General features: G+C 51.6%; 27 protein-coding genes and 2 tRNA genes. 14 read left to right on the top strand and 15 right to left on the bottom strand.

Going from position 1 to position 25,517, the window contains the following annotated elements:
- Nucleotides 1-289: 289 nt before the first annotated feature.
- The 5 genes from CVV30_09425 to CVV30_09405 all read right to left on the bottom strand — a co-directional run bounded on the left by CVV30_09425 (nt 290) and on the right by CVV30_09405 (nt 6,137).
- Nucleotides 290-553 (bottom strand): sigmaK-factor processing regulatory BofA, encoded by a 264-nt coding sequence (locus tag CVV30_09425; protein ID PKL69747.1) that lies wholly within the window; start codon nt 551-553, stop codon nt 290-292.
- 157 nt (nt 554-710) lie between these two features.
- The gene (locus tag CVV30_09420) at nt 711-1,466 is read right to left on the bottom strand and encodes a hypothetical protein (GenBank protein ID PKL69746.1); all 756 of its coding nucleotides are present in this window, start codon (nt 1,464-1,466) and stop codon (nt 711-713) included.
- A 122-nt stretch (nt 1,467-1,588) separates the two neighbouring features.
- Nucleotides 1,589-2,893, bottom strand: coding sequence for a TldD/PmbA family protein (locus tag CVV30_09415; protein ID PKL69745.1), 1,305 nt, complete (start codon nt 2,891-2,893; stop codon nt 1,589-1,591).
- Nucleotides 2,862-4,193: a TldD/PmbA family protein gene (locus tag CVV30_09410; protein ID PKL69744.1), complete on the bottom strand. Its 1,332-nt coding sequence runs from the start codon at nt 4,191-4,193 to the stop codon at nt 2,862-2,864. The genes CVV30_09415 and CVV30_09410 overlap by 32 nt, the downstream gene beginning before the upstream one ends.
- 6 nt (nt 4,194-4,199) lie before the next feature.
- Nucleotides 4,200-6,137 (bottom strand): ATP-dependent protease LonB, encoded by a 1,938-nt coding sequence (locus tag CVV30_09405; protein ID PKL69743.1) that lies wholly within the window; start codon nt 6,135-6,137, stop codon nt 4,200-4,202.
- A gap of 240 nt (nt 6,138-6,377) precedes the next feature.
- On the opposite strand from CVV30_09405, the gene CVV30_09400 reads away from it, so the two are divergent.
- From CVV30_09400 to CVV30_09375, 6 genes are all read left to right on the top strand, one after another.
- Nucleotides 6,378-7,235: a ribose-phosphate diphosphokinase gene (locus CVV30_09400; protein ID PKL69742.1), complete on the top strand. Its 858-nt coding sequence runs from the start codon at nt 6,378-6,380 to the stop codon at nt 7,233-7,235.
- Nucleotides 7,236-7,288: 53 nt separating this feature from the next.
- Complete coding sequence (locus CVV30_09395) at nt 7,289-7,744, top strand: nucleotide-binding protein (GenBank protein PKL69741.1); 456 nt, start codon at nt 7,289-7,291, stop codon at nt 7,742-7,744.
- Nucleotides 7,745-7,765: 21 nt separating this feature from the next.
- Nucleotides 7,766-8,371: an orotate phosphoribosyltransferase-like protein gene (locus CVV30_09390; protein ID PKL69740.1), complete on the top strand. Its 606-nt coding sequence runs from the start codon at nt 7,766-7,768 to the stop codon at nt 8,369-8,371.
- Between the two features lie 81 nt (nt 8,372-8,452).
- Nucleotides 8,453-10,051, top strand: a complete 1,599-nt coding sequence (locus CVV30_09385) for a thermosome subunit (protein PKL69739.1) — start codon at nt 8,453-8,455, stop codon at nt 10,049-10,051.
- Between the two features lie 185 nt (nt 10,052-10,236).
- A tRNA-Ser gene (locus tag CVV30_09380) sits at nt 10,237-10,321 on the top strand.
- A 280-nt stretch (nt 10,322-10,601) separates the two neighbouring features.
- Complete coding sequence (locus CVV30_09375) at nt 10,602-10,805, top strand: hypothetical protein (protein ID PKL69738.1); 204 nt, start codon at nt 10,602-10,604, stop codon at nt 10,803-10,805.
- Between the two features lie 39 nt (nt 10,806-10,844).
- Here the strand turns inward: CVV30_09375 and CVV30_09370 are convergent, their stop codons facing one another.
- From CVV30_09370 to CVV30_09360, 3 genes are read right to left on the bottom strand one after another with little or no spacing between them, the layout of a single operon-like run.
- A complete protein-coding gene (locus CVV30_09370) occupies nt 10,845-11,063 on the bottom strand; it encodes a hypothetical protein (GenBank protein ID PKL69737.1) in 219 nt (72 codons plus the stop codon).
- 2 nt (nt 11,064-11,065) lie between these two features.
- Nucleotides 11,066-11,539 (bottom strand): hypothetical protein, encoded by a 474-nt coding sequence (locus CVV30_09365; protein ID PKL69736.1) that lies wholly within the window; start codon nt 11,537-11,539, stop codon nt 11,066-11,068.
- 32 nt (nt 11,540-11,571) lie between these two features.
- On the bottom strand, nt 11,572-13,749 hold the full coding sequence (locus tag CVV30_09360; GenBank protein ID PKL69735.1) for a DEAD/DEAH box helicase: 2,178 nt from the start codon (nt 13,747-13,749) through the stop codon (nt 11,572-11,574).
- A 384-nt stretch (nt 13,750-14,133) separates the two neighbouring features.
- Here CVV30_09360 and CVV30_09355 point away from each other — a divergent pair, with 384 nt between their 5' ends.
- The 3 genes from CVV30_09355 (at nt 14,134) to CVV30_09345 (ending at nt 16,750) form a co-directional block, all read left to right on the top strand.
- On the top strand, nt 14,134-15,705 hold the full coding sequence (locus CVV30_09355) for a sodium:solute symporter (GenBank protein PKL69734.1): 1,572 nt from the start codon (nt 14,134-14,136) through the stop codon (nt 15,703-15,705).
- A 70-nt stretch (nt 15,706-15,775) separates the two neighbouring features.
- Complete coding sequence (locus tag CVV30_09350; GenBank protein ID PKL69733.1) at nt 15,776-16,108, top strand: 4a-hydroxytetrahydrobiopterin dehydratase; 333 nt, start codon at nt 15,776-15,778, stop codon at nt 16,106-16,108.
- Nucleotides 16,109-16,249: 141 nt separating this feature from the next.
- A complete protein-coding gene (locus CVV30_09345) occupies nt 16,250-16,750 on the top strand; it encodes a DUF350 domain-containing protein (protein ID PKL69732.1) in 501 nt (166 codons plus the stop codon).
- Nucleotides 16,751-16,832: 82 nt separating this feature from the next.
- On the opposite strand, the gene trxA is transcribed toward CVV30_09345, so the two are convergent.
- Nucleotides 16,833-17,237 (bottom strand): thioredoxin, encoded by a 405-nt coding sequence (gene trxA / locus CVV30_09340; GenBank protein PKL69731.1) that lies wholly within the window; start codon nt 17,235-17,237, stop codon nt 16,833-16,835.
- A 111-nt stretch (nt 17,238-17,348) separates the two neighbouring features.
- Here trxA and CVV30_09335 point away from each other — a divergent pair.
- Nucleotides 17,349-17,423: transfer RNA gene (locus CVV30_09335), tRNA-Met, on the top strand.
- 35 nt (nt 17,424-17,458) lie between these two features.
- Here the strand turns inward: CVV30_09335 and CVV30_09330 are convergent.
- A complete protein-coding gene (locus CVV30_09330; protein ID PKL69730.1) occupies nt 17,459-18,265 on the bottom strand; it encodes a hypothetical protein in 807 nt (268 codons plus the stop codon).
- Between the two features lie 379 nt (nt 18,266-18,644).
- On the opposite strand from CVV30_09330, the gene CVV30_09325 reads away from it, so the two are divergent.
- Nucleotides 18,645-19,310: a cytochrome C biogenesis protein CcdA gene (locus tag CVV30_09325; protein ID PKL69729.1), complete on the top strand. Its 666-nt coding sequence runs from the start codon at nt 18,645-18,647 to the stop codon at nt 19,308-19,310.
- 127 nt (nt 19,311-19,437) lie between these two features.
- Here CVV30_09325 and purF read toward each other — a convergent pair whose 3' ends face one another.
- The 3 genes from purF to CVV30_09310 are packed head-to-tail and all read right to left on the bottom strand — an operon-like array spanning nt 19,438 to nt 21,303.
- On the bottom strand, nt 19,438-20,865 hold the full coding sequence (gene purF / locus CVV30_09320) for an amidophosphoribosyltransferase (GenBank protein PKL69728.1): 1,428 nt from the start codon (nt 20,863-20,865) through the stop codon (nt 19,438-19,440).
- Between the two features lie 13 nt (nt 20,866-20,878).
- The gene (locus CVV30_09315; GenBank protein ID PKL69727.1) at nt 20,879-21,061 is read right to left on the bottom strand and encodes a 50S ribosomal protein L37e; all 183 of its coding nucleotides are present in this window, start codon (nt 21,059-21,061) and stop codon (nt 20,879-20,881) included.
- 11 nt (nt 21,062-21,072) lie between these two features.
- Nucleotides 21,073-21,303, bottom strand: coding sequence for an RNA-binding protein (locus tag CVV30_09310; protein ID PKL69726.1), 231 nt, complete (start codon nt 21,301-21,303; stop codon nt 21,073-21,075).
- 210 nt (nt 21,304-21,513) lie between these two features.
- On the opposite strand from CVV30_09310, the gene CVV30_09305 reads away from it, so the two are divergent.
- The 3 genes from CVV30_09305 (at nt 21,514) to CVV30_09295 (ending at nt 23,038) form a co-directional block, all read left to right on the top strand.
- Nucleotides 21,514-22,011 (top strand): RNA-binding protein, encoded by a 498-nt coding sequence (locus CVV30_09305; protein PKL69725.1) that lies wholly within the window; start codon nt 21,514-21,516, stop codon nt 22,009-22,011.
- 122 nt (nt 22,012-22,133) lie between these two features.
- Nucleotides 22,134-22,502, top strand: a complete 369-nt coding sequence (locus tag CVV30_09300) for a hypothetical protein (GenBank protein PKL69724.1) — start codon at nt 22,134-22,136, stop codon at nt 22,500-22,502.
- 2 nt (nt 22,503-22,504) lie between these two features.
- On the top strand, nt 22,505-23,038 hold the full coding sequence (locus CVV30_09295; protein ID PKL69723.1) for a hypothetical protein: 534 nt from the start codon (nt 22,505-22,507) through the stop codon (nt 23,036-23,038).
- A gap of 59 nt (nt 23,039-23,097) precedes the next feature.
- Here CVV30_09295 and CVV30_09290 read toward each other — a convergent pair whose 3' ends face one another.
- Both CVV30_09290 and CVV30_09285 read right to left on the bottom strand, forming a co-directional pair.
- The gene (locus tag CVV30_09290) at nt 23,098-24,090 is read right to left on the bottom strand and encodes a phosphoribosylformylglycinamidine cyclo-ligase (protein ID PKL69722.1); all 993 of its coding nucleotides are present in this window, start codon (nt 24,088-24,090) and stop codon (nt 23,098-23,100) included.
- Nucleotides 24,083-25,483 (bottom strand): aspartate kinase, encoded by a 1,401-nt coding sequence (locus CVV30_09285; GenBank protein ID PKL69721.1) that lies wholly within the window; start codon nt 25,481-25,483, stop codon nt 24,083-24,085. Before CVV30_09285 ends, CVV30_09290 begins: the two co-directional genes overlap by 8 nt.
- Nucleotides 25,484-25,517: the final 34 nt, after the last annotated feature.

Genomic DNA, 25,517 nt, shown 5'->3' with positions numbered 1-25,517 from the left:
TGCAGGAATATGGGGAGATTCGAGATGACTGTACGATAGCAAATGCATGCTTGATAAAACTGATAAACCGGCTGGACGATTTCTTAATTGTCTCCTTATTGTTACTGAACATAACAAAATAAGAAGACATCGTACCTTAGATCTTTTGGTCGATTCAGACTTTTTTATCCCCAATGAAATGATTTCTACAGAGCATATTTTTTTAATCGGATCTCGATTGCAAAAAATGAACCGGACCCTGATGGGTCCCACCCACCAGGAATCTGTCAGACAGGACTGTTTATTGGATTTACAGGGTAATTCCAAGAATATTCAACAGTACGAGGATGCACACACCAGGTAATCCTCCTATTATAGAGATCAGGAGAGTGACAAGGCCATACCCCAGATCCGGTTTTCCCATCCACTGCATGACATGCAGGAAATTGAGAATGAAGAGCAGGATGAACCCCAGAACTGCGTTGACCAGAAGGACCATGATTTTTTTTGCCAGATAGTAAACGATGGCAACGATTGCTATAACGAGAAAAATTGAGATGAGAATTGCGCTCATAATAATCCCTGTTTCCTATATTTATCAATGGATTCCTGTTAACAATACCTTATCGGTTTCTTTCTCCAGAATCAGGGAAAAATGTGGCCAAAGATCACCATCCTGAATCCTGAAAGAACTCCCCAAAAACCGGGGAAAATGGATTCGGGGTTTACAGCTACGAATTCCCGGATGACTTCGGACTGGGGTAAATCACAGGCCCGGGCCCCATGAAGGGGAGATGGGGAACCGCGGAGATAGAAACAGACCAGTTACCAGGGTTATCCCGGCCAAGAGCGCTAAGGTAAAATGTTCCATTCTCGGGAACGGTGACAAACACAAAAGGATGTGGTGAAAGTTCACCAAATCCCGGCTGGATGTATGAATTGTTTGCATCCATAAGGGGTGTACCGTTTACATAATAGAGGGAATAATAAGGTGAAGCCAGACCAGTCTCATTCCTGCTGAAGAAATATTCACCTTTTTCCAGGGAGAATACGGGAGTGACCATGGTTCCGGAACCAGAAAGGTTCACGGGCACGGTCAGGGGATTGGTTGTCATGAGTGGAGTGGCCTCAGCAGTCCACCTGCCATTGCTGGAGATGTTCAGCTGATAGAGATCTTTCACGGGAGCCTGGAATGCCACGGATCCTGAAAACGGGTCGCTTGTTGAGAACCGTGTCGCTGCCAGGTATCCCTGCGACAAGTTAGAAAAATCCAATTCCATCTTTTGTGCACCATCCGTCCGGAAGGACACGACAATTACACCAGGATCATGGGTGAACGTGACATTCGGGTGGCTATCAGACAGTGTGATGAGAGCGGATTCCTCCGTTGGTGTGACAGGGGCCGGGACTGCCGGTGTTTTCCCAGTGCACCCACACGCGATAATGCAGATGATGAGAAGAATCGTTGTACAGATAACTGGTCTCATGAATAAGCAAGGAGGATCCATGTGGCAAAAAAGATGTCGTAATAGACTGCCGTTACTGGCCATAACAGGTCAGACGATCCCCCTTCAATAAAACAAGGCGCCTTATTATGAAAAATGAGAAGTCATTTCCCAATGATACGCTGCTTGTTTATCTTTACTGAGGGGAGGATGAGCGAGCCGATTGCCCGGGATTCACGGCTGATTCCTCCGATTTCATTGTGCATTGTAAAGACGTTTCCGGACAACATCGCAGTCCTTATCGGGTCCTGGAACTCCCCGTTCTCCATCCAGAACGCATTGGAGATCTCAACAGAAAATTCCCCGCTCATCGGGTTAGCCGTGTGAGCGCCGACAACGCTGTGCACATATATCACGCGTTCGTCAGTTACATCGCTGCGTTTCCCGTCAACAATAAAGTTATGGTGGCCGATTCCCGGCGATCCCCCATATCCTCCCCGCACCGCACTTGCTGTGCTGATCTTTCCATACCGGTAGGCTGTTTTGAGATCATAGGCAAAGGCTTCCAGTACACCGTCCCGGATAAAATCTATCCTCCGGGTTGGCATGCCCTCGGCATCCCAGGTCACGCTGCCGCTTGCACCGGGAAGGTGCGGATCGTCATACATCGAAATCATGGGATCGGTTACGTGCTTCCCCAGTGATTCCGCAAACCGCGATCTGCCGGCATGCACATTCCGCCCATTGAGCGCGGGTATAAACACACTGCCGAGGAGTTCAGCGTAGGCAAGGGGGGAAAGAAGGATCTCGTAATCCCCGGTAGTAACATCCTTTCCTCCCGCAGATTCATGGGCAAAGAAGGTTGCCCGTTCCCCGACATGGAACGGATCTACTTTGTCAATGAAACTGGAGTGATCGAATTCATACCCCGTTGATTGCCCATGGATGGCTTCCAGTGAGAGCGAGACACCCGTATGGCTGTCGGTGTAATATGCACCCCTGCTATTAGCGAGGGTGACCGTTGCTGTGGAAAGCCCGGCAGATCCGGCTGTTACATCAGCCGCATGTTCTTCTGCTCCTGCCAGCATCTGTTCGAGCAGGGCAAGAGCAGAAGCTGGTTCAACCTTCATCGATGGATCGAACGTGAGCGGGGTTTGAGATACGTCCTTCGCCCCGGGTAATCCTTCCCAGGGAAGCGGGGTTGCAAGATGGCCGCTTGCAATGGCTGCATCCAGGCATTCCTTCCAGTGAGTGGGATCATTCGTACTCGAGGATCCGATTCTTCCCTTGTGGATGGTCCTGATGCCAAGACCGCAGTCTTCTGAAGCAGAGGCAAGGTTAATTTTCTTCTGCTTTAGGTCAGCTGAAATACTCCTGCCCTGCACATAAAAAACTTCGACTTCGTCGACGCTCTTCTGCCCTTCTTGTAATAGCTGGTCAATCCATTCCACTGCCGCCCACCACCGCATCGCACAAGAGAATTGTCGGAGCCCCGTCACTCACCGGCACACTTTGCCCGCCTTTCCCGCAATATCCCGGGCTCATCACGCGCTTGTTCCCGCAGAGAGCAATGTTATGCAGGGTTGTCAGGATCTCTCCCGAAAGGGATACATCCCGCACCATGCCGGTACATTCCCCGTTTACTACGAGATACCCGTATTCTGCATTGAACTGGAAGACTCCCCGGCCCGGGTCCACCTGCCCGCCCCGGGAGCCTTTCAGGAAAATGCCGTTCTTGCATTCCTCGAAGATCTCGGGATCCGTGGCATCGCCGGCTTCAATGAAGGTGTTGCTCATCCGCACAAGGGGAGGTTCTCCGGGCATACCCCGGGCATGGCCTGCTACACCGTTACCTACTGCGGCTAAGGATTCCTGGTTATGGAGGAATGCATTCACGATCCCGTTTTTGATGATCTCGGTCCTGCACACAGCCACACCTTCGGAATCAACAGGATCAAACCCGAACTCGTGAATGGTGGGATCGTCAACAATCGTAAGTAAATCGTTTCCGATCTTCTGCCCGGTCTTGCCTTTCAGGACCGAGTTGCCTTCCTGGATCAAGTCGCCTTCACTGGCGTGGCCAACCGCTTCATGGGCAAAAACACCCGCCAGCTCCGAATCGAGTATGGCTTTCATCTTTCCCCCGTGAGCGGCTTTGGCGTCGAGCAATGCCACCGCGATATCGGCTGCCTTTTTCCCGATGTCCCGGTGCTGCCGGAGGTTGAACCCGTGGATGGAATGTTCCCGTTCATATCCCATCTGGGTGTTGCCATTCCGTGAAGCAACCGCCATTACATTGAATCCCGAGCGGCACATCTCGTACGCATATTCGTTGCCGGAACTGTCGGAAAACTCCACCTGTTCAACCCGTTCGATATAATTTGCCCGGCGGTTTACCACGGATGGGTGGATTGCGCCTTTCTCGATCTCTGCGAGGATTGCGGATTTTTCTTCGATGCTGACCGAACGGGGATCCTCTTTCATGGCGGGAACCGCAAGCACGCCACGGGAAACATCCCCAAGGCTTACCTCTTCCTGGGTTATCGCCGAGAGCTTACAGGCTTTCTGTAAAAGTTCATCGAATTTCCTGCCCGTGCAGGGCTGGTAATTGTCGATCTGGAGATTCCCCCAGCCGGTGTTGCTGATGACCCGCAGCACCGCTTTATTGAAAAATGTGGTTCCCGCGGACTCGAAAACACCGTTATCTATGTCAATGTGGGTAATCTGACCGGTTACATGACGCAGATCAAAATAGGTGATATCGGGCATGTTCGTTCATGCCACCGGGTTATTGACCGTCGTTGCCTCTGCAATCATGCCGGTCGAACGTATTGCCATATTTTTAAGCTTGTTGAGGAACCCTTCGAAGTTCTCCGGCACAAGGGCAATCTTGAGAACATCATCAATGGTATCCACGGGAATAACCGTGACCATGGACTTGTACCGTTCCTCTATCAGCACATCATTGATATTCGTGCGGGGGATAAGGACGGTTTTGATGCCCGCCTTTGCCGCGGCTTCGATCTTGAAGGTAACTCCCCCGACCGGCAGGACATCTCCGCGAACGGAAAGCGAACCGGTCATCGCGACATCCTGGCGAACGGGAATGCCCTCGATTGCGCTGATGACGGCAGTTGCCACGCTGACGGATGCGGAATCTCCCTCAACACCGCCATAGGTCCCTATGAACTGGATGTGCAAGTCAATATTTTTCACATCTTTCCCGGTGAATTTCTTGAGGATTGCACTGACATTCTTGATCGATTCCTGGGCAATCTCTTTGAGCATACCGGTTGCGATAACGGTACCGCTTGCTCCCTGGGCCGGAGTGACTTCGGCCATGATCGGGAGTACTGAACCAGAATCGGTTCCCATAACGGCAAGCCCGTTCACGCGCCCGATGCGGGTTCCCTCTACAACGGTGAGCTCGTATTCACGGCTTCTCCGGATGTATTCATCGGATACCTGATCTTCAATCGACCGGGCAGTTACTTTTGCTGTGATGACATGGTGAGCGGTGGTGATCGCTGCGCCTTCCTGCCGGGCAATATCTCCGGCAACCCGGATGAGACCTCCCATGTCGCGGAGCTTGAGGGTGAGGTGTCCTTTGCGGTTGGAACGGCGGCGGGATTCCCGGATAATTTCATCGATCGCACTCTGGTCAAAGTGCGGGATCTTCCCGTCATTCTTGACTTCCTGTGCAACGAACCGAACATATTTCTCCCGGTTTTCTTCGGTATCCTCCATGCTCTCGGACATATACACTTCGTACCCATATCCACGAATACGGGAGCGCAGCGCCGGGTGCATCCCCTGGATTGCATCGAGATTGCCTGCAGCAACCATCACGAACTTGCAGGGGACCGGCTCGGTCCGGACCATTGCACCGCTCGACCGCTCGCTCTGACCGGTGATGGGGAATTCTCCTTCCTGCAATGCAGTGAGCAGGTTCTGTTGGGAGTGCGGGTCCAGCGTGTTAATCTCATCGATGAAGAGAACGCCACCATTCGAACGGTGGATTGCACCCGCCTCGACCCGATCGTGGGACGGGGTTTCAAGGCCCCCGCTCTGGAAAGGATCATGACGCACATCTCCCAAAAGGGCGCCGGCATGCGTGCCGGTGCCATCGATAAAGGGTGCGATGCTCTTGGTGTCATTCGAGACGAGAAGCTTGGGCACCATCGCCTCCTCACGCGGCAGGCTGTAGCGGAACGCCATAAAAATAAAGGCAACCGCAATGAGCCCCATCAGGATCTGTCCGGTGATAAGCGCATATCCTCCGATAGCGATGATGGCAAGGAAAAGGAGCATATTCCTGAACTGGATCTTCTTCTTGGCTTCTGCTTTATGGGCAGCCACTATCTGTTTTCCCCTTCCTGCAGCAACCGTCCGGATTATCGGGTTATTGTTGTCATCGGAATTCGGGTAAACCATAATATCGATGAGTTCTTCTTTGGGCAACAGCTCGGCCATTGCTTTTGCCAGCATCGATTTTCCGGTACCGGGACTGCCGATCATCATGACATGCCGGCGCTGGATAGCTGCCTTTTTTATCACTTCAACGGCATGCTCCTGTCCGATTACCTGGTCGATCAGTTTTGCAGGCACTTCAATTTTTGATGATGTCGCTCCCGTGCTATCCGTTGACACCGCTTCGGTCGATGCGGGTTGTGTTTCGTTCTGCTCCGGGGGGGTTTGCTCAGATATTTCCATTGCGGTTTTGACCTCTTTTTAGCCTTAAGATTTTCATATAATTTGTCCTATGATAGTTTAAGTACTTTCAGCTGGTCACACCGGTGAGGACGAAATTTGTTTTTTCGTAACCTGCTGATTTACGCGGATTCATGCTAAGCTAAGCAGAAAAAAATACAATACCTGATGGAGTATATTATCACCCATACAACATACATTGAATAAGGAATTACTGCTCGTCTGCGATCAGGAAACGATATCATGAAAGTGATCTGCACTGAAAAATCCCAGATACTTGCCACACGCCTTGCACGGGCACAAAAGACCACGGTCGTCGATGTTAAATATTCCCGTTTTCCTGACGGGGAGCTGTATCTTGTTGCCGGAGAACTGGACGATGAGACCGTAATGGTAAGCAGTGTTGTGGACAACGACGCGCTTGTCCAGCTGCTTCTCTTAATCGATGCCTGTGAAAATTCTGACATCCGTCTGGTAATACCCTACATGGGATATGCACGGCAGGACCGGCAGGACCGAAAGGGAGAACCGCTCAGTGCCCGCGCGGTTGCCCGGGCAATAAGCAGGGGCGTTTCTGAATGCATTACCGTAAATATCCATGAACCTGACGTGCTCAGGTTTTTTAATGCGCCTGCCCGCAACATCTCTCTTGCCCGCGATATCGGGGCTTACATCAAAACGCTCAATCTTACCAACCCGCTTATTCTTGCACCTGACGATGGTGCCCTGGCATTTGCAGAACAGGTGGCATCGGCAGGAGAATGGGAGTTCGATCACCTGGAGAAGACCCGGCTGAGCGGAGAGCAGGTGACCATGGCACCCAAGGCATTATCCGCTGCATCACGCCCCGTTGTGATCGTCGATGACATCATCTCAACCGGCGGCACAATCGCTACGGCTGCCGGTATGCTTTCCGCTCAGGGTGCAACGGATGTATATGCTGCCTGCGTGCACGGGGTGCTTACCGGGGGCGCTTATGTCCGTCTTATCGAAGCGGGAGTCCGGGATGTCATCTGCAGCGATACGATCGAGCGCGGGTGCAGCAGGGTATCTGCCGCAGACCAGATCGCTAATGCATTGCAGACACGTTCAAACCGTTGATTGGGTGGATGAGATGGACTTCTCTACCCCCCATACCGGTTCCGGGTAATCTCATGAAATCCATCCTTGATACCAGTGTTTTTTTCTCAGAGTGCCCGGTAGAGGGAGAACTGTTTACTACGCCATCCGTATGTGATGAGCTTCGGGATATCCGCTCAAAAGGGAAGTTCGAGAAGTTGTGCGCTGAAGGGCTCAGGGTAATGTCACCGGGTCCGGAGAGCATGGAAACGGTGAAAACTGCTGCCAAAAAAACCCGGGATTCAGGGGTAATCTCTGATACGGATTGCGAACTGCTGGCGCTCGCACTTGAGACGGGTGCAGTTCTCTACACTGACGATTTTGCCATCCAGAATGTTGCAAGCATATTGGGTGTGCAGATACACCCAATCCTCCAGCGGAAAGCTAAAAGGATCCACTGGAAATACCGGTGTACCGGTTGCGGCAGGTACTTTGACCATGATGGGGAATGCCTCATCTGCGGCTCTGCAATTAAAAGAAAACTTAAATAGATTCGGGCGAACCTCTCTGGTATGTCTTCCCTAGACGATCTGATTAGCAGGGCAAAGATGCTCCTTGCTGAGGGGCACAGTCCGGGTCAGATTGCAGATGAGCTTTCGCTATCCATGGAAACCGTGACGTGGTTGCTCACCCAGGCAAAAGGAACCACTGCCCCAAAAGATGTCCACATTGACTGGTCAGCGGTTTCCAGTCATGCACCTCTCCTCGAAGAGACGGCACTGATGATGCTCGGGTTGTATTACCAGGAACAGGGCCCTGAGAGCTCGTCACCTGCTGCTGATGTCATCGTGGGCATTGCCCTCTCCGGCATTCCGCTTGCAACACTCATCGCATCCCAAGAAGCTGCCCAGCTGTCCATTTACCACCCGGCAAAACAGAACCAGAGTGAAAAACCAACGGGATCGATCAGCGGGAATTTTGCTCCTGTCAGCGGCAGGCGGTGTATCATCGTCGACGATGTGATAACATCAGGAAACACCATGCGGGAAGTGGTGAAATACTTAAAAAAGCACAATGCAGTGCCGGTTGCCATCTGGGTGATCTTTGACAAGCGCGGCATCAAGGATGTGGAGGGTGTACCAGTCTATTCACTCTTCAAAATATCCCGCATTGACTGATCCCTCTCTTTTTTCAGAGCCCCACTCAACAATTATATATAGAAGTTCAATTCCACCTTTTACATCATCGGAGGATCCATTATGCTATCTGGACAGCCAATTATCATTCTAAAAGAAAATGTAGAGCGTAACCGTGGCAAAGAAGCCCAGCGCTCGAATATTACAGCAGCAAAGGCAATAGCCGGTGCTGTCAGGACAACCCTTGGCCCACGGGGAATGGACAAGATGCTTGTCGGTTCTACGGGAGATATCGTCATCACCAATGATGGCGCGACGATATTAAGCGAAATCGCCGTTCAGCACCCCGGCGCAAAGATGGTCATTGAAGTCGCGCGGACCCAGGACGATGAAGTCGGCGATGGTACCACTACCGCTGTGATCCTTGTTGGCGCATTGATGGAACAGGCTGAAATCATGCTCGAACAGGGTATTCACCCGACCGTTATTGCCGAAGGATACCGCCTTGGGATGAACAAATCAATCGAGATTCTTAACAGTCTCTCCCATAAGGTTGACCCGACCGACCGGAAGACCCTGTTAAAGATCGCAGACACCGCAATCACCGGCAAATCAATCGAGTGCGTAAAAGGCAAGCTCGATGCCATCATCGTTGATGCGGTGATGGGTGTTGCCGAGAAGAGCGGCACGAAGTATCTCGTCAGCGAAGATGACGTGATGATCAAGAAGCAGAAAGGCCAGTCAATGGATGACGCCGAACTGATCCGCGGCGTAGTCATTGACAAGACCCGCGTTCACGACGGTATGCCCCGCAAGATTGTCAAGGCAAAAGTCGCCATGATCGCGACCCCTCTGGAGATCACCAAGACCCAGGTCAAGGCCAAGATCAAGATCTCAAACGCAGACCAGATCGCAGCATTCAGCGAACAGGAACGCGAAACGCTCAAGAAACTTGCCGATGCAGTTATCAACAGCGGTGCAAACGTTCTCCTCTGCCAGAAGGGTATTGCAGATGCAATCCAGTTCTACCTTGCAAAGAGCGGTATTCTTGCCATTGAAGATATCCCTGAAGCAGATATGAAATACGCTGCCCGGGCAATGCATGCAACCATCCTCAACAAACCCGAATCCCTGACATCCAAGGATCTCGGTATCGCAGAACTTGTTGAAGAGGACAGCGATGTTAACCTCACCAGGATCTCCGGCTGCAAGAACCCCAAGACGATCACGATCCTGCTCCGGGGCACCAGCGATTACCTCCTTGATGAGCTTGAACGCGCAGTCGTCGACGGCACCCGCGTAGTTATGGATGCCATGGAAGATGGCACATATGTAGTCGGTGGCGGTGCAGTAGAGACCGAACTGCTCATGAAAGTCAGGGACTATGCAGCAACCATGGGCGGCAGGGTCCAGATTGCCATAGAAGCCTATGCAGGGGCTTTTGAATCCATTCCCCGGACACTTGCCGAGAACTCGGGTTTCAACCCGATCGACAAATTAGTCGAGCTCAAAAATATCCACTCCAAGGGCAAGAAGAATGCGGGACTCAATGTCTATAACGGCACTATCGTCGATATGCTCGCAGAGGGCGTTATCGAGCCGCTCCGGTCAAAGCGCCAGTCAATCCAGAGCGCATCCGAGACAGCAGTCATGCTCATCCGCGTGGATGATATGATGATCACCCAGTCAAGGCCAGGCGGCATGCCGCCGGGCATGATGTAATTTTTTTTAATTTTTTCCCCAATAATTTTTCATAGTATTTGAGTTTTTTAAAACACTTTCATAAACGCACACGATATACGGTTTGTTTAAGGATCGTACAGTATCGAGTGCGACACAGGTCCGGAACTTATCGAATCTTCAGATAACTATTAGAGCAATTGATGAAAAAAATAAGAGAACCGTGTGCCGAGGTAGTCTAGCCCGGGAAGGCGGTAGCCTCGAAAGCTACTGGCGCCCTGCGCCTCGGGAGTTCAAATCTCCCCCTCGGCGTATGAACAATGGTTTTATAAAAAACCCTGACTTTTCCTAAAGTCAAAACTCCTTCAGCAGATCCGATGAGGGCCTACTCGGAGAATTCTGAAAATAGCGGTTATTTGTGGCGTATTTGCCTAAAAAACCAAAAATATTCAATATCTGAACATATGACATTTAAGAAATATTAAATACGAAATATTCCTATTATGATCTATGAGGGAACTGATACAAGAATGTGCACAGTTCCGAAAAAGAGAATAAAAGAATTGCAACCCAAAGCAATCAGGTGAAAATTATGATCCGGATCAAGAAGAACAAACCGCAGATATCGCCCGATACGAAATCTTTTCGCATTATCCGCAGGTTAAACATCAACCGGACATATACCCCGTTAAAGATCGGGGCAATTGTAGGTTACATCATCCTGGGAATGCTGTCGGCGTCAACATCCATGTTTGGCATACTCGTGGGTGCAATGCTTCGGGTTGTCGGACTGTAATTACCCCGGTACTTTTTTGTATAGCGTTTCAATCGGTTGTTACCAGTACGCCAGTATCCCAAGTGTCCCATGAACAAGGGCAATGCAGATAGCGGCAGCCGCACAACGCGGGTGCCATTTGAACGGGATTGTACGTATCCCTTTGAAGTTCAGTATCGCGATCGATGCCGTGAATAAAAACGCGAGCAGTGTCAGAACTCCCAGGTACATGATAAGGGGCTTTCCAAAAATCAGGGTATAACTGATATTCTGGAACATGGTCACACCACAATGACCGTGCCCTTCGGGACTGTATGGATCATATCACTGTAATCATACGTCCCCGGATCATTGAAAATCCAGCTCCACCCCTGTCCCGGAGATAAGAGGGGCGAATCCTTGATAGTTACCAGCGTGATCCGGTGCGTTGGATTATACAAGGCCGCATCCGTTGTGGAATCCTCATTCACCCACCGGACTGTTGAACCGGATTTCACGGTTATACTTGCAGGATCAAATCCCTTTTTACTGACATGTATGGTGTTATCGGATACTGCATTATTGAGAGTTGGGGATACTGAACCGGTTGTCAGGACAGCCATGGGCGTAACAACCTTTGCCGGCGAAGCGGTAGGTAATGGACCCGATGGAGTCGGCACAGGAGTGGCTGCGGGTTGTTCCGGTGCAGGCTGGGTACAACCACAGGCCAGCACCATGACCAGAGCAATGATGAAAATTACCATACGTGCATGCATAATGAGATCTCTTTTGGCTTCCCTTAATAAAATCACGCACTGTTGGAAGATGCGCCGGTTACTTCAGGGTTCCTCCGGGGCGCTGGCAGGGGATGCGGCAGAACGGTTACCATCATATCTTCAAATAAATCCCTGAATTCTTCAACATGATAATAATCAGAAAATGCCATCTCGCGGAGTAACTGTCCGGGCAGTGCCCGGGCAAATTTCCAGCTCTCTACAGGTGGCAGGGGAAGCAGGGAGCGTATCTCTCCTTCCCCCATACCCTGGATCTCCCGCACCGCAGTTGCCACCCGTTCGCCGGGCCCTTCTTTTCCTGCACGATGGATCCTGATCACAAAATCATTGTACCGGACCTGTACTTTACCGCCGAGCCGGTGCTGGAGAAGCAAGGTTAAGAGACGGTTGAACCGACTGCCGTTCAGGGAATGCACAGTTACCACAACGCCCCGCTCACTCTTCCGCTCCCTGACATACAGCCCGGTTTTCCCGACACCTTCAGGAATCCGGGTGAGCGCGGTGCGGAGCATCTCCTGATCACCTTCCATGAGTGGAAGCACGGATTCGCCCCGGGCACGTATTACCTGCACCTGCCTGCAGACAAGCGGAGAGTAACCGGCGTCACTGCCTGTCCAGAAGGTCCCCGATGTCACGGAACTGGATGGCACCACCACGACAAGGTTGTGTCCCTCATCGCACTTGACCATGGACCAGCTCTGCCCGCCCAGAGAGAACTCCCCGTCATTCTGGCTGTTGACGAACCGGGCATCAAGCTTACCCACGATTTCGCCATCAGGAGTGACGGCCCGGTACTCTCCACCTCCACTGATTACCGAATACAGATCCTTCCAGTTCGATCTGCCGAACTCCCGTTCCGCAGTACTTCCCAGCATCACCATCTCACCATCGGGTGTCAGGTATCCTTCCGCAATGAGATGCGTGATAATACGATCGAGCGCAGCCGGATCAATGGCAGCAAAAACAGGGTGCGAGAGAACGGATGTCCGCAGCTGACGCCTGCTGGTACGGGCATGCCGGGACAGGTACAGGAATACCTGCTGGAGCAGGACGTTATAGGGTTTTTTTAAAGGAGTTAAGGGTTCAACTTCCTTATTCATCGCGCATTCAATGATCGCAATGCTGCAGAGGAGTTCGCAGGGGTCTTTAAGCAACCACGCCACATAGGCCGCTTTTCCCCGCCTCCCGCTTCGCCCCAGCCGCTGGAGGAACGATGAAACAGAATTCGGGGGACCGACCTGCACCACTACATCGAGATCCCCGATGTCGATACCCAGCTCCAGCGTGCTCGTGCAGATGATGCAGGCGCCATCCTGCGAGTTGAACGCTTCTTCGGAAGCTTTCCGCGTAGCCAGCGACAGGGATGAATGGTGGATGTGGAGGTTCCTGATCCTCCCCGAAGCCGATCGCATCAGTTTTTCTGCAACACTCCGGCTGTTGACGAAGACCAGTGCTTTTTTCCCCTTCACAAGCCTGACAAGTGCATCGATCCGTTTGTCCTCATCATCCTCCACAATAAACTGGAACTGCTTCTCTTTCGGAGGGGCGGGGATGGTAACCAGTTCGCTCTCCTGCCGGTTATCGGACATCCAGCACAGCACCTCTTCGGGATTTCCCGTGGTTGCCGAGAGACCGACGCGCTGGACAGGGTTTTTTGTGATCCGGTCAAGCTCATTGAGCAACACCTTGAGCTGCACACCGCGCTCCGATTCCACAAATGCATGGAGCTCATCGATGATGACCGTCCGGACACGCCGGAGATCGGCCGACAGGGTTTTTTCCTGCAGGAGCACTTCAAGGGATTCGGGGGTGATCATCAGGAAATGCGGGGGCTCGCCATCCTTCCAGCCGCGATCCCCTTTTGCCACATCCCCATGCCACTTCATCACCGAGAGCGATGTGGGAACGCAGAATTCCCTGAAACGATCCTCCTGGTCATTGATCAGCGCTTTTAAGGGCGAGATGTAGAGGCACACCACGCCCATCCGCCCGTGTTTTAAGATATCGTCCATCACCGGTATGAGCGCTGCTTCCGACTTTCCCCCGGCCGTTGGCGCGATGACCAGCGTATCTTTTCCTGCCGATATAGCAGCATACGCACGCTCCTGGACCTCGCGGAGCTCTGTCCAGTCAAGCCGCTGGGCGAGCACCTGCTGGAGGGATTCGTGGAGTGTGGCAAATACCGAGGGCATAGTTCGTTACAGCGTTTTATCTTGCGCAATATGGTCTTTCCGGCCATGTGCGTCCACCTGTGATCAGAAGTGTGCATCAAAGACCAGTTAAAAACACATAAATACCACCATTTCCAGATCATTAATCGGTAACTAATGATATCACCATGGGTTTGCATTAATACTGGTTTTTCATCAAGCCCATGCTACGCATTCATTTTTAGGTAGGGAACCAGGTAGTTCCCGGTTCCCCTGTAATGTCGTGATGAAGAGTTTACCAGAGGTTTTCTATGCTTCTTGGAATCCCTGACCCCCAGATATGGATCGGCTATGGTCTGGCCATTGGTTTAGCCCTGGCGTGTATTGTATACGGAATATTGAACTGGAATAAAGAGGGTCGAAAAGATGGCAGTTAGCCCACTTACTCTGACAGTTCTCGTCATGATCTACCTTGCAGCAACCCTCATCATCGGATACCTTGGGTACAAAAAGACGAAGAATGCCGAGGATTACCTTGTTGCCGGCCGCGACAGCCACCCGGTGATCATCGCGCTTTCGTACGGTGCCACATTCATCTCAACGTCTGCTATCATAGGGTTTGGCGGGGCGGCGGCCAATATGGGTATGGGGCTCATCTGGCTTACCGTCCTGAACATCGGCCTCGGGATTCTCCTCGCATTTGTCCTGTTCGGCAAAAAGACCCGGGAGATCGGCCAGCGGCTTTCTGCAGTCACGTTTCCGGACCTGATGTGCAAACTCTACAAATCCCCGCTCCTGCAGTACATAGCCGGGTTCATCATCGTCATCTCCATGCCGCTCTATACTGCCGCAATCCTGATTGGCGGGGCACGGTTCATTGAGCCAACCCTCGGGATTCCCTATACCACATCATTGATCCTCTTCGCCCTTATCACGGCAGTCTATGTGGTATTTGGCGGACTTATCGCCGTTATGTACACAGATGCGTTCCAGGGCACGATCATGCTGATCGGTATGACCGTTCTCTTCGCCTTCACCCTGATAATTGTGGGCGGATTCACAGCAGGAACAACTGCGCTCACCAACATGGCATCCCTTGTTCCCAAAGTGCTTGCCGACCAGGGTATGACCGGCTGGACATCCATGCCGGTGCTCGGATCCCCGATGTGGTTCACCCTTGTCACAACCCTTGTTATGGGAGTGGGGATCGGCGTGCTCGCCCAGCCCCAGCTGGTCGTGCGGTTCATGACCGCAAAGGACAACAAGGCCCTGAACCGTGCGGTACTTGTCGGCGGCCCGTTCATCCTGATGATGACCGGGGTTGCATTCACGGTCGGAGCCCTTTCCAATGTATACTTCTTCCAGACATCAGGAAAAATTGCACTCGATGCAGCAGGAGGCAATGTTGATTCGATCATGCCGCTCTTCATCAACGGATCCATGCCTGACCTCTTTGTCGTGATCTTCATGCTCACCCTGCTCGCAGCAGCGATGTCGACACTCAGCGCACTTTACCATGCAATGGGCACGGCACTGGTCTGCGATCTCTGGGGAAGGGGGAAAGAGTGTGCCCTTTCCATGCGGGCTCACCAGTGGGGCATTGTCATAATGATGGTAGTCTCCACGATCCTTGCCTTCCTCCTGCCAATCAGCATCATTGCAAGGGCTACGGCGATGTTCATGGGCCTCTGTGCAGCTGCATTCCTGCCGGCATTTGCCATCGGGGTGTATGCGAAAGCCCCCTCGACAAAAGCAGCTCTCTGGAGCATGGTGACCGGCGCAGTGATCTGGTTTGGCTGGACCGCGTTCTTCCATGCAGCAGAAGCAAAACCACTCGGAATTTGCCAGGCAATCTTTGGCAAGGTCACGCTGCTCGGCTCACCGTGGACGGCTGTCGATCCGATTGTCATTGCCCTGCCAATTTCCCTTGCAGTTATGATCCTCATGCAGTGGCAGTACGGCAAACAACAGCCGGCAACGGGTGCCGCAGCCATATAGGTTCCAGGTACGGGGATTTTTCCCTCGGATCAGGAGAAACTTTTTTTGTCAGGCGCGATGACTGATAATCATGGAACTTGCGCAGAACAAATGCACCACCTACCGGGCGGGATCACCTCCGTTAACGAGAAAGGAGACCATAGAGCTTCTGGCACAGGTACCCGGCTGGTCACTCGACAGCGGTCACCTGACACGGATGTTCGAGCGGGAGAGCGCAGGTGCATGTATTACGTTTTTTACCGAAGTCATGGATCTTGCTACCCAGGAAGGTCATTTCCCCGATATCTCCATCAAAGAGTCACGATATTTTGAAATCCGGTTCTACACCTACCCTGCAGGGGGACTGACCCTGAACGATTTCATTATGGCGGCAAAAATCAATGCTAAGAATACCAGCCTGTAATTTTTTTTATGGATAGTTTGAAAAACGTCAGAGCACTTCTGCGGAATAACCGGTATTTTCCTTAATTTTGTTTCTTTTCATTCAGTGAGAACGTTTTTTTAATTCGCATATCTAATATAAACACGTCAGGATGATCCCTCCATGATTTTTGCGAACGTGGCAATCGGACTTGTGCAGCTGGTCATCACCATTGTCTTTGCAGTTCTGGCATTGTATATCGGCCTTACCGTTTACAGCAGGATTGTCCAAACTTTCGATGCCAAAAAGGAACTCCTGCAGGGAAATGTCGCGGTTTTTATCGTTGTCGCAGCAGTGTTCTTCGCTATTGCAGTTATTGTTGTATCCGGAGTAACCGGTCTCATAATGAGTGTCAACAAGGCTCTGGAAACCGGCATATTTACCGGAGATGGCTTTCTCATTTTGGGAATCGCTTTCGTCCAGCTCATCCTTGGCATTGTCCTTGCAATCGGGGCGATCTGGCTTGCACTCAGGGTTCTTGAAAAACTGACACCCAACATTGTTGTATCTGAAGAACTCGGGAAGGGCAATGTTGCTATTGCGCTTGAAATAGCCGGAGTAATTATTGCGGTTGCGGTGATCATCCAGTCGGGTGTACTGGGCATTACCTCTGCTCTCGGCTAATCATTTTCCCCATTTACCTTATCACACGAGGGGGATACACTCATGGATTATACAATAAAAAGAGACGGGTTTTTTAAAATTCTTATCGTATCCTGAATTTACTGACGATCTTTTCGCGAATCGCCTCTTTGGGGTATGCCCCGATGATCCGGTCAACCAGCTGGCCATTGGCATAGAGCATGATGGCGGGGATGGCATCGATGTTGAACTCGCGGGCCAGTTTCTGGTTGTTATCAGTATTGACCTTGCCGAATGCGACCGTGTCGGAAAATTCCATGGAGAGTTCTTCCATAATGGGCGCGATTCTCCGGCACGGGCCGCACCATTCCGCCCAGAAATCGATCACGGCATACTGGTTGGTGCGGATGAATTCCACAAAATGGGTCTCTTCAACATCGGTAACAACGGGCACTTTTGGTGGATGTTTCATTTTTTCAGTCAACTCCTGAATGCGCTTCTCCCGTATCTTTATGATCTCGTCATCCATAAGGATGTGTGGGAAAATAAAGAGTTAAAGCTGATCGGTACCTGCAAGGGATAGCCCTGAAGGTTAAGTATATCAGCGCGTCCTGACTATATTATAATCCTGATTATAGGAAGCGAGGTAGGGTAGTCAGGATATCCCGACGGGCTCATAACCCGTAGACCGATGGTTCAAATCCATCCCTCGCTACTGATCTTTTCTGAAAATTTCCTTAAAAAAGGTAGTTATTTTCTCATTCCAGCGACGAACAGTGCGCCGATGATACCGATGATCGCAATCCCGCCTGATGAGGATTTCGTGGGAGACGGGAGTTTCGTTCCCTGTGGTGCGGCAGGTATGCAGGTTGTGTTCAGTTCTGCGAGATTCTGACGTGCATCGACAAAACCCGGATACGGGAGATTGTAATCAGGATCGAGAGCAAGGGACCTCTCCAGAACATCCCGGGCACCCGCGCAGTCCCCGGAAGTTGAGAGGAGGCCACCTTTCACGTGCCAGTAATGGGCATTTTCCGGCTCCAGGGCGAGGGCCTGATCAATTGCAGCAAGGGCCCCTGTGTTCTTTCCCATGCCCTGCAGTGCCAGTGCTTTCACCCCATAGTTCGTCGTGTAGTTCGCGTTGAGAGAAATGCCGGTTTCTGCATCAGCAAGGGCTGCCGTATAGTTCCCCAGCGCAAGGTACCCGTACCCCCGGTTGGCATACCGGACCGGTTTTGGATCCAGCAGGGTGGCCCTGGACACAACTTCAACCGATTTTCCATACTGCCCCATCTTCCGGTAGCTGTAACCCTGAAGACAGAGGAGATCTGCATTACCCGGGTACCACGTGACACCTCTCGTAGTGAGGAGGAGTGCGCTGGTCCAGTTTCGCTCGGCTACTGCCGCTTGTGCCTCGCTGATATATACCGAAGCATTCTGCGGGGGTGTTTCGGGACTGCCTGTACCTGTGGCTAATGTTGCGGTGAGACTGTTTTCCGCTCCTGCCGGAATGATAAGACAGAACAAGAGACAGAGAAGGAGGAGTGTTTTTTTCATAACGGGTTCCGTGAAAGATTGTTATTTCCTATTGATATTTGCGTCTTTGTTTTTATATGGAAACCATTCGCAGATGACAAAAATAACACGAATGACTGAATGTACCCAGAGGATACGAAGAGTTTACGCGAGCGGTGTGCCTGAACCAGAATCATCACACCCGCAACAAAAGGCGTTTCCTGTGAAAAGACAGTTTGCATAGCATCCGGGGGATCGTGCTGGACATGGGGAAGCGGTACCGGCTCCGCGATGCAGGATGGACAGATCTTTCCCAACCCCTACACGCCGCCCCCATACAGCATTCCTGTGTCAACCGCCACGATCATGTGACTAATGTAATCCACAACTCTTATTCATTACAACCCCAATCTTTTCAGAGATGGCTACCCTCGATCCCTCCATCGCAGGCATCTTCATATTCGGCCTTATCGCTGGTATCTGTCCCTGCAACAGCGTATTATGCCTGGGACTGATAGGGTACCTGACCAGTGGGAACACCCGGCTGTCTTTTCTCAATATCCTCAAACTGACGGTTTCGTTCTGTTTCGGCACGATCCTCATACTCCTGCCACTGGGAGTAATCGCGGGCTATATCGGCAAATACCTCCTGTTCCTTAACAGCACTATCGCATGGGCAATCGGGGGTGTGCTGCTTACCCTGATGGGACTCCAGCTCCTCCATGTGTACAAGCCGCCAATAAGAAGCATCTTCAATTTCTTTAAAGTGCCCACATCCTACACGGTCACCGGTGCATTCCTGCTGGGGCTCTCTTTCGGGGCAATCACGGTAGGCCGGGGAGCCCCCATGCTGCTCATCGTGCTGACCTATATTGCACTCTACCAGACAGCAGTCCAGGGTTTTTTCACCATCCTTGTCTATGCGGTGGGACTTTCCATCCCCTTGATTGTGATCAGCTCGCTGGGTGGGGCGCTTGGAAAAAAGATCAAGGATGCCGCACGGCTGAGCGGCGATGCATTTGACAGGATCATTGGCGTGATGATCGTTTTTATCGGGATATATTTCCTGTACCTTGCGTTCCAGTAGCCACCGTTTCCCAAAAAGAAGGGGAAACTGGAACATAAAAAACCAATCTTTTCTCTTAAGAGTGTAGGGAAAAACAGGTGAGAACCGAATCAATACGGTCCTTATTGCACACATAATGGGAGTTCATTCAGATCTCGGCTTCAAACGTACCGAGCTTGGACTGGTAGGTTCCATCCACAAAATCAATCTGCCGGGCCTTGGTATGTTCGCCATCAATCTGCACCGGGTAACAACCCGTGAGACAGCCAGTACAGAGATCCTCCTGCCCAATACCAATCGCCTCTACCAGCGCATCGAGCGAGACGTGGTGAAGGGATGTTGCGGTGATGCTGTGCCGGACTTCTTCTTCGATCCGGTTGCTCGCGATCAGCTCTTCACGGGTTGGCATATCCACGCCAAGATAGCAGGGCGCCTTGATAGCCGGAGAACCGATACGCATATGGATTTCACGGGCCCCGGCGTCACGCATCATCTCGATAATCCGTTTCGAGGTAGTACCCCGCACAATGCTGTCGTCAATCAGGACGATGGACTTATTCATCAGGTGCGCCGGTATGGGATTGAGCTTGATCCGGACCGCTTTCTCCCGCTCCTTCTGGGAGGGCATGATGAAAGTACGTCCCATGTACCGGTTCTTCATCAGGGACTCAACGAAGGGGATCTTTGACGCTTCTGCGTACCCGATCGCATACGCAGTCCCGGAGTCAGGGACCGAACAAACGGAATCGGCCTTTACGGGATCTTCTTCAAAGAGTTTCTGGCCAATCTGACGGCGCACAGTATACACCAGCACACCGTCGATGATCGAATCTGCCCGGGCAAAATAGATGTATTCAAAGATGCAGTGCGCCCGTTTACCGGCCACCGCGATCTGGGTGCATTTTACCCCATCCGCATCGATCCGGATCAGTTCCCCGGGTTTTACATCACGGATGAGCTTTGCACTGAGCGCATCGATTGCAACACTTTCGGATGCGACCATGTAGCCGTTCTCGGTCTTTCCTATACAGAACGGCTTGATGCCCAGCGGATCCCTGAAAGCATAGATGATCCCATCGATCATCATCACTATCGAATACGAACCACGGAGTTTGCGCATACAGAGATGAACGGCATCCTCAACGCAGCCCGCGTTGCTGATCTCGTTGATTAAGATCTTTGCAATGATCTCGGTATCAGTGGTGGTGATAAAGAGTTGCCCCGTCTGCTCGAACTCAGCCCTGAGTTCTGCGGTATTGACCAGGTTCCCGTTGTGGGCGATCGAGATGAAATGGTCCTTGAACTGGAAGTTGAGCGGCTGGATATTTTCAGGAAGATTCGCACCCGTTGTAGGATACCGTACATGGCCGATTCCGGCCGAACCTTTCAGATCTGATAAAACAGTCGTAGAAAAAACATCGGCGACAAGGCCCTGCCCCTTGAATTTCTGGAGGTTCAGGCCATCAAACGTGGAAATCCCGGCGCTTTCCTGCCCGCGATGCTGGAGAGCATATAGGGCATAATAGAGCTGGATGGCTGCACCGCCAGCATCCACGATGCCAACGATACCACACATAGTACAACTCTAATTAATGCGTTGGGATTTTTGGTCTCTTAGTGTGCCATCTGTAGCTGAGTATTCGGGTGCTTCTGCCAAAACCACAGGCAGAGCATTCTTTCTTCTGGGCGTGAAAAGAAACTTTCCCACATCTCCGGCAGGTGACATGGGTCTTCTTGTTCATCTTTCCCATTGATGGAGTGCCTTTTGTCATGTTACTTCACCTTATTGTTCCAATGATGGGGATATATAGATCACATTATCGCCACGGACGATAAGCGTACCTACTTTTTTGATTTGTCCGTTCTCTGTCTCTTCGGCTTTGTCGAGCACGAGATTCATATGAACATCATATCCCTGGAGTACTCCACGGATTTCTCTCCCACCTTTGAGAGACACGATAACGGGCTGACGGTTCAGCACCAGATCTAAAATATCCAACGGCCTTTTGGTCATAACAATACCTTGTTACCATCGCTCTGGAGTAATATAAATGTGCGAGCAGGTTACTTAAACATACCGTAAATCGGCATCATTCCAAGCATTTTTCTCCCTATCCTGAGGGAGAAAACGCACAGCAGTCCAGACTGCAATTCCCGCATTTTCCCCATGCATTACCCATGCAAATAATTTTTTAGCGGGAGGGATGAATGTACGAGCGGAACAATGAAAAAGATTATTGTAAAGAAACGCCACTCCATCAGGAAAAGTCAGGGACAGGAACTCCTCACCCGCCTTGCTGAGCAGATCGGAATTTCATCCGATCTCTTCCGGGGAGATATGATCGAAGTCCTCGAGACAAATGCAGATGTCTCCCTGTACATGGTCCATAAAAAACCGCTTTTGATGGATACCGGGGATTGGACATTTCCCACGCTTAAAGGGGCGGTGCAGTGCCCGTTTCCGGAGCGCAGGGTGACTGTTGATGCAGGCGCAATCCCCTATGTAGTAAACGGGGCAGATATCATGCGACCGGGCATTGTAGCGGTCACTGATGACGTGAAGGCAAACGCCCCCGTCCAGATCGTGGATGAGCGGCACGGTAAGCCGCTGGCCATTGGAATTGCCCTGTTCGATGCGCCCGCTATGCGTGCCAGCACAGCAGGAAAAATGGTAAAAAAGTTCCATCACGTCGGAGATGAGATCTGGAACATGGAGATCTGACCGGACTGACTGTAACAACCGGATGCGGGAAACGGTCGTTTTCCCTTTTTTTCCCGGGTAAAACCGTGATTATCGGTTTCAAAATAGATACTATTAAATAATTTTCACCATACAGTTTTTTTATGGTTAAGATCATAGACACGCTCCTTGGCAAGAGTTCCGGAAGTTCGGACGATGACTATATGGAACTCGATCTGGCATCCTATGAAGAACATGGTGCCGGATCTCCCGCCCTGCTCGTAAAAATCGCCACAATCACCGACTTAAAAGACACCCCCCGGATCAAGGACGAGGTCTACAGCGGCAATATCGTGATCGTCGATATCTCCCGGCTCAAGATGGACAAGATTTCCTACGAGCGTGTGTTAAAGGACTTAAAAGAAGTGGCAAAGGACGTTAATGGCGATATCATTGGTCTTGGGGACCAGCGCTACGTAGTACTCACACCAATGTCCGTGAAGATCTCGCGCGATAAGATCGGCGGGGCATAACGTTGCGAAAAGTCATTCCGGGTCCATGCCCAACGTGCAACTCTGAAATAGAATACGTCTATACAACAGAAAATATTCCCTTTTTTTCTGATATTCTCATTATTTCTGCGGTCTGTCCGTCGTGCGGTTACAAATTCACCGATACCCAGATGCTCAAACACGGTGAGCCAATGAGGTATGTGTTCCGGACTTCCCGACAGGAGGATCTCTCGGTCCGTATTGTGCGGAGCATGAGTGCCGCAATCGAGATCCCGGAACTGGGGGTACGGATCGATCCCGGCCCCACCTGCCAGGGTTTTGTGTCCAATATAGAAGGAGTGCTGGACCGCATTGTGCAGGCAGTAGGATCAGCGATAATTGGCGGGGATGATGATGAACGGGAAAACGCCCGTGTCCTTCTCGAAAAAATTGCTCAGGTGAAAAGCGGGGAACTGCCGGTTACCATCATTCTTGAAGATCCGTCGGGCAATAGTGCGATCGTTTCAGATGATGCAGAGAAGAGCACCTATACGGTTGAGCCGGAGCCGGACGGTTAAAACTGATTCCTGTTTTTAAATAAATAATAATATTAAAAAAAATTTCGTATCTGCAGAGTCTAAACAATCTCCAGATCGCCCAGCCACGCACCGGGCTCTTTGACAACCGTTCCTACAACCTGTGCACCGTTCACCATCTTAAGCACGCAGGCAACGCTCGTTTCCGGCACAACATAGGCAAATCCCATACCCATGTTGAAGGTGCGGTACATCTCAGCTGCCGTGATGTCTCCGGCTTCCTGTATCCACGAGAAGATCTGGGGGGGGGTGATCGGAGTGTCAAACCGGAACCCGTACTTACTGAGCCGGTTGAAGTTGAGCAGCCCTCCCCCGGTGACATGGCACATGCCATGCACGGTACAGGATGCTGCAACCTTCAGGCTCTCGTGATAGATCCTGGTAGGGGTGAGCAGTTCTTCCCCAAATGTCTTACCGCTCTTCATCTTTTTATCATACCCGGCATACTTCTCCACCACGTTGCGGGCGAGCGAGAGACCGTTGCTGTGGACACCTGTGGATGGGACACCGATGATCCTGTCACCGGGTCGGATTTTTTCTCCGGATATTATTTTGTCCTTCTTCTGCATCCCGAGACAGGTACCGGCAAGATCAAGCCCGTTGACGAGACCACGGAGCGAGGCTGTTTCCCCGCCAACGATATCGATATTCGCCAGCTTCGCACCCTCATTGAGCCCGACACCAATCTGGGCCATCTTCTCAATGGAGAGTTTGTCGGTTGCGATATAGTCCACGAAAGCAATGGGCTCTACGTTCATGACGTAGAGATCGTTGACATTCATCGCAATGCAGTCGATGCCAACCGTGCTCCAGTCTTCCATCTGGTCGGCAACCAGCATCTTCGTGCCAACGCCATCCGTGGTCAGGGCAAGCGCATGTTCACCGAAATCAATCAGGCCGGCAAAATGTCCTACGCCACCCATCATGGTAGTGCTGCCTTTTCTCCGGTACGTGAGATTGCTGATCAGGGACTTGATCGCGGTTGCTTCGAGATCGATGTCTACTCCCGCATCCTTATACGCGTTATTACTCATCTGATTCCTCCGAGAGACAGAATTCGTCGTGGAGTACCCGCACCGCACGCGGGCCATCGCTCTGGCTGACGACAAACGATATATTGGCTTCCGATGAGCCCTGCGAGATCATCATCACGTTGACACCCGCAGCACCGAGTGAAGTAAAGATCCTGCCACCCGTACCGGGGGCTCCTGCCATACCGGCACCGACAACAGCCACAGCACAGACATCATGGTTATGGGAGACTTCGCGCACGATTCCCTGCTTTACCAGTACGGAAAGCGCGGTTACCGCAACGGGAAGATGGGATTCGTCGACGATCAACGAGATGTTCGCTTCCGACGAACCCTGCGAGATCATCATCACGTTCACTTCATGGTCCGCCAGGATGGTGAAGATCGCCTTTGCAATACCCGGACGACCGATCATCTGGGCGCCATTGATATTGACAGCCCCGACTCTGTCGATATAGGTGAGCGCCTTGACCACGCGGTTATCCCGCTGGCCATTCCTGACAATCATGGTACCGGGATGCGAGGGATTGAAGGTGTTCTTGACCCGCACGAGAATATTTTTACGCATCGCCGGTTCAATCGAACGCGGGTGCATCACTTTCGCACCGAAGTAAGAGAGCTCCATAACTTCAAGGTAAGAGAGCGACTGCATTACCCGTGCATCGTTGATTACACGGGGATCGCAGGTCATGATGCCGTCCACGTCAGTCCAGATCCAGATCTCGTCTGCATCGATGCCAGCGCCAATGATGGATGCGGAATAGTCAGAGCCGCTCCTGCCGAGCGTTGTAAGTATTCCTTCATGGTTGCAGCCCATGAACCCCATGATCACCGGTATCTGCTTGCCGAGCATCGGTGCGATCTTTGTTTTTATCCGGTCATCGCTCTCGTGCAGTGCAGTGGATTCCCCGTGCTGGGAGGTAGTGAGGATCCCTGCTTCACAACCGTCCATGGCTGTTGAGGGGATACCCCGCTCGATAATAGCGGCAACGACGATCGGGGCGAGCAACCGTTCGCCGAAAGAGATGATGTGATCCCTTGAACGGGGGGTGAGTTCCCGCAGGTTGTAGATAGCAAAGAGAATGCTCTGGAGGCGGATCAGCTGCTCGTCGATCACTGCTCCCACTTCAGCGATATGTGCGGGTGCTGCGCCTTCAAGGGTGGTCATATGCCGCTTGCTGAGTGCCTGGATCACCGGGGCGATTGCGGTATCATCCTTTGCAGTCGGGAGTTTTCCGGCAATTTCGATGAGTTGGTCAGTCACTCCGCGCTGCGCAGATACGACAGCTGCCAGTTCATCGCCGGCTTTGTGGTGCTGCTCAAGGATATCCACTACGCGTTTGATGCACTGGGCATCGGCAACAGATGTCCCGCCAAATTTCATTAAAAATCTCATTGCTCTCTCACGCTATTCCTGTGCTATTTATGTA

The sequence above is a fragment of the Methanomicrobiales archaeon HGW-Methanomicrobiales-1 genome (assembly GCA_002839675.1).
Classification (GTDB): Archaea; Halobacteriota; Methanomicrobia; order Methanomicrobiales; family Methanospirillaceae; genus Methanoregula.
The sequence above is the reverse complement of the archived record's forward strand: the minus strand, read 5'-3'. Positions and strand labels throughout refer to the sequence as shown.